Annotated in this window: 5 protein-coding genes; all 5 read right to left on the reverse strand. The window is 71.4% G+C overall.

Annotation, left to right across the window (positions count from 1 at the left end; translation table 11 throughout):
- Window positions 1–330, reverse strand: coding sequence for a hypothetical protein (locus ACFC3F_RS11530; protein ID WP_376129554.1), 330 nt, complete (start codon window positions 328–330; stop codon window positions 1–3).
- A gap of 63 nt (window positions 331–393) precedes the next feature.
- A complete protein-coding gene (locus ACFC3F_RS11535) occupies window positions 394–681 on the reverse strand; it encodes a WXG100 family type VII secretion target (protein ID WP_376129556.1) in 288 nt (95 codons plus the stop codon).
- Window positions 682–781: 100 nt separating this feature from the next.
- Window positions 782–5,263 (reverse strand): FtsK/SpoIIIE domain-containing protein, encoded by a 4,482-nt coding sequence (locus ACFC3F_RS11540; protein ID WP_376129559.1) that lies wholly within the window; start codon window positions 5,261–5,263, stop codon window positions 782–784.
- Window positions 5,260–6,513: an RDD family protein gene (locus ACFC3F_RS11545; protein WP_376129561.1), complete on the reverse strand. Its 1,254-nt coding sequence runs from the start codon at window positions 6,511–6,513 to the stop codon at window positions 5,260–5,262. Before ACFC3F_RS11545 ends, ACFC3F_RS11540 begins: the two co-directional genes overlap by 4 nt.
- A gap of 108 nt (window positions 6,514–6,621) precedes the next feature.
- Window positions 6,622–7,204, reverse strand: a 583-nt coding sequence (locus ACFC3F_RS11550; protein WP_376129564.1) for a hypothetical protein, incomplete at its 5' end; no start/stop codon positions are given.

Below are 7,204 nucleotides of genomic sequence, written 5' to 3' on the forward strand. Positions count from 1 at the left end.
TCAGTTGACCCTCGGCATGGTGTCGACCTCGTTCACTTCGACCCCGCCGCTCTTCGACGCCTCGAGGTCCCAGTTCGCCCATTCCCGGCCCGTGCTCTCGACGCGGTCCTGGATCGTGAGCAGATCTTCCTTCAGCACGCGTCGGCGGTCGTTCCAGCCGCTTTCGAACTCGGCGGCCTCGTCGCGAAGCCGCGTCTTGCCGTACGGCGCGCCGATCTGGCCCTCGAGCGCATCGCCGCGCCCCTCGGCCTTCTCGAACTCGACGATGATCTGCTTGAGCGAATGATTGAGCTCGTTGAGCACGCTGTACTCGACGATGACCTTCGTCATGCGCAGCTCCCCCCGGATGCGACGGATGCGACGGCTTCACGCCGCCGCATCCGTCGAGGATTCTCAGTTGCCGGCGAGTGCCTGGTCGGTGTCCTTGATGGCCTGCATCATCTTGCGCAGCGACTCGCCCATGTCGCTGATGCCCTCGATGGCCTTCTCCAGACCCGTCGTCAGCTCGTTGTAGCCCTCGCCGAACTTGCCCGACGCGTGCTCGGTCTTGAAGTCATCGCCCAGGAGGCGATCGACATCGGCCTTCAGGCGACGCAGCACGTCCCCGATCTCCTCGCGACCGGTCTCGAGCTTGCCCGCCATCGAGTCCATCTCGCCATAAGAAGCCTTGAAATCAGCCATCATCCACCTTTTCGGTCACTGGGACCGAGCACCCCCCGGTCGACAATCAGGGTAACCGAGCTGCTCCCCCGTGCCCTATGGGGAGGAATCCCCATTGGGCTCAGTCGGTGACCAGCGGCAGCTGCACCGTGACGAAGCGTCCGTTCTCGACGAAGAGCCCCCGGCCGGGCGGGAACTCGTGACGCTGCACCTTCGGGAAGCCCACCTTGAACAGCGACTCGCCGTCGTAGGTGTCCGGACGCAGGGCGATGCCGTGGCGCCCGGCCTTGAGCTCGCCGATGAGGCCGTACCCGCTGCTGAGCTGCGAGACGTCGCCGTCGGCGACGAGGAAGTGGTCGCTGCGGTTGATCGCCTGGAAGAGCTCCTTGAGGGGCCGCTCGGCATCGGTGTCGCCGAACTCCGTGACGTTCTCGACGACGATCGCGATGCGCGTGGGGATCGTCTCGTCGGAGACGACCTCTTTGAGCTCCTTCGCGAGAGTGCGCACGTCGTCGATCCCCGTCGCCGCGCGCCGCCACGGGCGGAACGATCGCAGCGCGGCTCGCCGTCCGCCGATGTGGAAGAGCTCGACCGCCGGGTCGAAGCGTTCCAGCCCCGCGACGATCCCGCGCAGGGCCGTCGTCTTTCCGCTCTGCGGGGGCCCGGCGACGACGAACGTGCCGACGGGCTCGAAGCCGGTGGGCCCCAGGGTGTCGTCGCCGATGCCGAGGGTCGGCAGCTCGCCGACGCATTCGGGAAGCTCGGCCGCGTCGAGCTCGGTGGGCAGCGCCCCGATGTTCTTGGCCTCGGGCGCTCCCGCCTGCCGCAGCGCGGCCGCGAACGCCTCGGCCGCCGCGTTCTGCTCGGCGACGTTCGACGTGCCCCCGATGACGGCGACCTGCGTCTCGAGCCCGTCGACGATCGCGCGCCCGGGCGCGCTGCGCTCGTTGAGGACGTCCTTGGCGACGCCGAGGATGGCGTAGGCGCTCTCGTCGGACATGCGCAGGACGATGCGCTTGGTCACGTTCGCGCTCACCGCCGTCGGCACGGCGCCGTAGCGATCGGCCGTCGCGACCACGTGCACGCCGAGCGGGCGTCCTTCGCCGAGGAGCCGCATGAAGATCGCGTAGAACGGCGCACGGGCCGACGTCGTCTCCCAGTCCTGCTTGAACACGCCGAAGCCGTCCAGCAGCAGGAAGATGCGCGGCTCGGCCACGTCGCCCGTGATCTGGCGGTATTCGGTGATCGTCGCGGCGTTGACGGCGGAATAGCGCTTGGCACGGTCGTCGAGGATGCCGCGCAGCGTGCGGAACAGTCGCTGCACACGCTCGGCGTCGTCACCCGAGACGATCGAGCCGACGTGCGGCATGATCTCGAGCGAGCGCAGCGCGCCGGTTCCGAAATCGATGCCGTACACGGCCGTGCGGGCCAGATCAGGACGCGCGCCCGCCGCGATCCCGACGGTGCGCAGCGCGGCGCTCTTGCCCGCGCCGCTCGTGCCGTACACGAGCATGTGCCCGTCGGTGTCCGGTGCGAAGAACACGGCCTCCTGCAGCTGCCGCTGCGGGATGTCCGCGAGGCCGAGGGGAATGCGCTCGTCGCCGTCGAGCGGCAGGTCCCGCAGGTCGATCGTCGTCGTGAGGTCGTCGAGCCATGGCCGACGCGGAACCGGGATGCCCGCCTCGGCGGCGCCGCGGACGAGGTTCGCGACGAGCCGCTTCTGGTCGTTGGGGCCGAGGTCTTCGTCGTGCGTGTCGGATTCGCCCTCGGCATCGGACTCCCACAGGGTGACCGAGCCGAAGCGCAGGTCGGCCACGCGCACCTGCGCGCGATCGGGCTCGTCGGTGGTCCAGCCTCCCGCGTATCCCGACTGGAAGGGCACGAGCCGGCCGGGTCCGGTCTTGGCGATGCCGCGCCCGGGGATCGAGGGATCGAAGGTCGACGCGACGACATCGCCGACGACGTCGTTCGAGTCCGCAGCATCCGCCATGCGAAGCGCGACGCGCAGGTTGGTGTTGGCGCGCAGGTTGTCCTTGATGACGCCCGCGGGCCGCTGCGTCGCCATGATCAGGTGGATGCCGAGCGAGCGACCGCGCTGGGCGATGTCGACGACGCCGTCGACGAACTCGGGAACCTCGGTCGCGAGGGCGGCGAACTCGTCGATGACCAGGACGAGGGCGGGCGGCGTCTCGGGGTCCTGGCGCTTCTCGAGCTCGAGCAGGTCCTTCGCCTTCTTGCGGTTGAACAGGTGCTCGCGGTGATGCAGCTCGGCGCGCAGGCTCGTCAGCGCCCGCCGCACGAGGTGCGGGCTGAGGTCGGTCACGAGTCCCACCGTGTGGGGCAGCTCGACGCAGTCGGCGAACGCGGATCCGCCCTTGTAGTCCACGAACAGGAACGTGACGCGGTCGGGGCTGTATTCGGCCGCCATGCCGAGCACCCACGCCTGCAGGAACTCGGACTTCCCCGAGCCGGTCGTGCCGCCGACGAGGGCGTGCGGACCCTGCGTCCGCAGATCGAGCGTCATGGCGTCGGGGCTGCCCTGACCGACGTAGGCCTTCAGCGTGCCCGCGCGCTTCAGGCGCGGTCGCGGACCGCGCGTGCGGTCGATGATCGAGTTGTTCTGCCGCCAGCGCTCGACGACCGCCTGCGGCTCCTGTGCGAGGTCGCTCCCGATGAGCCGCAGCAGCGAGACGCTCGCCGGCAGGTCGGAGGAGTCCGCCGCGACGGAACTGGAGTCGACGACGGGCGCGAGCCGCTTGGCGAAGATCTCGGCGTAGTCGCGCGAGACGCCCTCGATCTCGACGTCGACGGCGCGCTCACCCGCGCGCACCCAGCCGACGTGCGCGCGCTCGAGACCCTCGGTCACGTCGATGAACGTGCGACAGGCCGCCGGCAGGGATTCCACCGTCGGGGCGACGAAGATCGTGTACACGCCGGCATCCGGTCCGCGCTCGATCACCTGCGTCAGTCGCGGACGGTCGACGGGTGCGTCGTGCGTGACGAAGAGCACGAGCGACACGTCGCCGATCTTGTCCGATCCGCCGCTCTGCTCGCCGACGTGCTGACCGAGCGCCATCGACGTGTCCTTCGCCGAGAGAGGTCCGCGTCGCGTCGCCGAGCCCGAGAGCCGCTCGAGGATCGCCTCTTCGAGACCGTTCAGCAGCGCCGTGCCGGCGGACTGGCTGTCGGCGAGCGCCATCTCGGCGAACGGCGATCGCGGGCTCGTCGTGTGCGGGAGCCACTTCATCCACTCCATGTCGGCCGTCCAGCTCGGGTCGACGATCGCGGCCGTGATGACCTCGTTCGGCGCGTGCAGGCCGAACAGCTGCACGCCCAGGCCGCGCACGACGTCGGCCGCCAGTTCGCGCGTGCCGGCGATGCCGATGGCACCGGCCGACGGCAGCAGCTCGATGACGGGCACGTCGTCGATGCGCGCGAAGCGCTGCCGCACGACCTCGACCTGGTGCGAGTAGTGGGCGATCCCGCGCTGGTCGTTCGGCTGCCCGACGGTGTTGCGGCTGTCTCCCGTGCCGACGCCCAGCCGCAGGCCGAGGAAGTTCCAGTGCTCCGGACGACGCGTCCACAGCATGGGGCCGAGCGAGATCGCGTTCTCGTACACGGCCGCCGTCGCGGGGGCCTCGGCGCGCCGGCGCTCGCGTTCGACGAGCTCTTCGTCGGCGAGATTCTCGTCGAGCTCGTCGAGCTGCGTCTCGAAGGTCTCGATTTCGAGCTTGAGCTTCTTGCCCTGCTGCGTGCGCTGCCCGATGAAGTTGCCGAGCATCATGAGCGGCGCCATCGCGACGATGAGCAGCGACGTCGGACGCTGCGTCATGGCGTACATCGCGAGTCCCAGCAGCACGGGCGCCATGATCATCGGCCACGGGAACATCCGCGGGTCTGCTTCATTGGGGATGATCGGATGCCGGAACTCCTCGCCCGCGTAGCGGTCTTCGACGCGCGGGGAGCGGTTGAACATGAGCGCGCCGCCGCGCTCGAGCACGAGGGCGTCGTCGGTCGCGACGCGCTCGGCGAGCGTGAAGGACACGTCGGTCGCGCCGATCGTGATGCGCTGACCGGGGATGACCCGCACGCGCTGCACGAGGCCGCCGTCGACGATGAGGCCGTTGGCCGAGTTGAGGTCGACCAGTTCGATGCCCTGGTCGACGTCGACGCGCGCGTGGCGTTTGGACACGAGGGGATCGTCGAGCAGGAGCTCGGCGGGCGCCGCGCGGCCGATGACGGTGCTGCCGGCGGCGAGCGGCACGGTGCGTCCCGCGTCGGGTCCGTTCAGGATGTGCATGACCGCGGCCGTCGCGGTGCTGCCGTCGGCACCGGGCGCGGCCGGCACGACGGACGCCGCGAAGCCCGATCCGATCGGGGCGTCGCCGATGGGCGTCGCGGGGTCGAGGTGCACGGGCTCGCCGGCGGGCGGGGCGACGAGAAGCGTCGGCACGGCGCTCGCGTTGACGGCGCTTCCCTGGGCGAGCGAGTCGCCGTCGGAGAGCTCGCGCGCGACGTCCTGCACGGTCGCGGTGGAATCCGCCGTGACGAGCACGTCGACCGACGTGCCCACCCCGCGGCGCAGGCTGAGCTTGAGTTTCACGAATCGGCACCTCTCGCGACGACGTCGAATGTGCGTCCACCCACGTGCACGGTCCAGCCGAGCGGCACGCGCATGGCCTCGCCGACCGGCACCGGGACGGTGTCGCCCCCCGGCGAGCGCAGCTGCGTGCCGTTGCGCGACCCGCGATCGGCGATCCAGACGCCGTCGGCGTCCTGACCGAACGCGGCGTGCGTCTTGGACATGAGTCGCTCGGGATCGTCGAGCTGGACGATCGCGTCGACGTGCTCGCCCGCGGCGGCTTCGGGATCGCGGCCGATCAGCGCGAGCGCGGGGACTCGCATCGTCGAGCCGTCGTCGAAGCGCACGGTCGGTCGCCCCCGACGGCTGCCGACCGCCTCTGCGGCCGCGGGCGGGGCGGCAACGGGCGGCGTCGCGGCGGGCGGTGCCACGGCGGGCGAAGCCGCGACGGGCGGTGCCACGGCGGCCGAAGTCGCGACGGCCGGTGCCGCGGCGACTCGGTCGCGGGACGGTTCGGCGGGGGCGGGCCGGGACACGTCGGGGACCGCGTCGATGACGCCGACCGGAGCCGAGTCCCGCGCGGCCCACTGCGCACCGGTGCTGCCCGAGCCCACGACGCCCGCGCGCGAGCGGGCCCCGAGGATCCGCAGCGCATCGGCGGCGCCGACCCCCGTGGCCATCGAGGGCAGGTCCTCGCTGTCGTCGGGGCGCCCGCGCAGCGTGCGGCGCGCGTGACGCATCGCCTTGGCGTCGAACGGGTCGATGCCGGCGCGGGTGTCGACCACCCAGCATCCGCCGACACGATCCAGGATGCTGCGCCCGCGAGCCTGCGGATCCCACAGCGCGGACGCGAAGAGGATCGCGGGTCCGATGAGCACCGCGATGTTGCCGACGCACAGGACGAGTGCGCGCAGCACGACTCGCCAGAAACCGGGAGGACCGTAGTCGACGGCCGAGACCGAACGCAGGCGCAGCATGGCCTTGCCCGCGGTGACACCGCGACGCCCGTGCACGATGAGCTGGATGACGACGAAGAGCGTCGTGAGGAACCCGCCGGCGGCGAGCAGGATGATCGGCACGAGCGGCGCGGTCCCGGTCACCAGAAGCACCGCGCCGGCGACGGGAACCGCGGCGGGAATCGCCCACAGCGCGACGTCGATCGCGAAGGCGAGCGAGCGGATGCCGGCGCCGGCGGGCACGAGCCCGAGGGCCGCAGCGACGGCGGGATCGGAGTCGTCGAACTCGCCCGTGGGCACGTCAGCCTGTGTCATCGTCTTCCTCGCATCACGGCAGCATCAGATCACGGTGCGCACGATGCGGGCGCACGGACCGCCCCACACTCTCACGAAGCGCGCCGACTTCGGAAAACCGGCGGGCGGTCATCCCGCGCCCGCCAGCAGGATCACGCCCAGCGTGACCGCCGCGGCGAGTGCGACGAACCCCGCCACGACGATCGTCCCCACGAGACGTCGGCGTGCCAGACGCCGCCGCCGCGCGGTCAGCGAGTCGGTGTCGACGGGCTGCTGCGGGCTGCGCACCGGTGCCGCCGCGCGCGTCACGCGTGCGGGCTCCGCGGCGCGCGGACCGTACGTCACGGCAGGCGCGGTCTCCTCGCGGCGGGGCGCCGACCGGACGGCGCCTCCCGGCACGGACGGGCCGTGTCCACGTGTGAGCACGGTGTCCTCGATCGCCTCGTGGCCCGCTGCGGCGAGGTCGGCGCGACGCCGCGACTCGCGTCGCACGACGACGGTCGATCCCTCGTCGGGATCGACCTCGGGCAGGTCCCCGGCTGTCGTCCGCCGGGGACCGGCGATCTCAGCCTCCTCCCGCGCGGCGCGGCGCGAGAGCCGGGTCGCGTCATCGAGGTCGGTGTCCGCTCCGGCGTCTCCTGGATCGACCGGTGCGGCCGCTTCGGCCCCGCGCCGGGCGACCAGCCGTGTCGCCTCGAGGTCGTCCTCGGGA

Origin of the sequence: Microbacterium sp. NPDC055910 (assembly GCF_042271185.1) — a bacterium.
Taxonomy (GTDB): domain Bacteria; phylum Actinomycetota; class Actinomycetes; order Actinomycetales; family Microbacteriaceae; genus Microbacterium.

Excerpts from the sequence above, each read along its gene's own strand:
- ACFC3F_RS11530 (WP_376129554.1), bottom strand. The coding sequence starts at position 330 with ATGACGAAGGTCATCGTCGAGTACAGCGTGCTCAACGAGCTCAATCAT.
- ACFC3F_RS11535 (WP_376129556.1), bottom strand. The coding sequence starts at position 681 with ATGGCTGATTTCAAGGCTTCTTATGGCGAGATGGACTCGATGGCGGGC.
- ACFC3F_RS11545 (WP_376129561.1), bottom strand. The coding sequence starts at position 6,513 with ATGACACAGGCTGACGTGCCCACGGGCGAGTTCGACGACTCCGATCCC.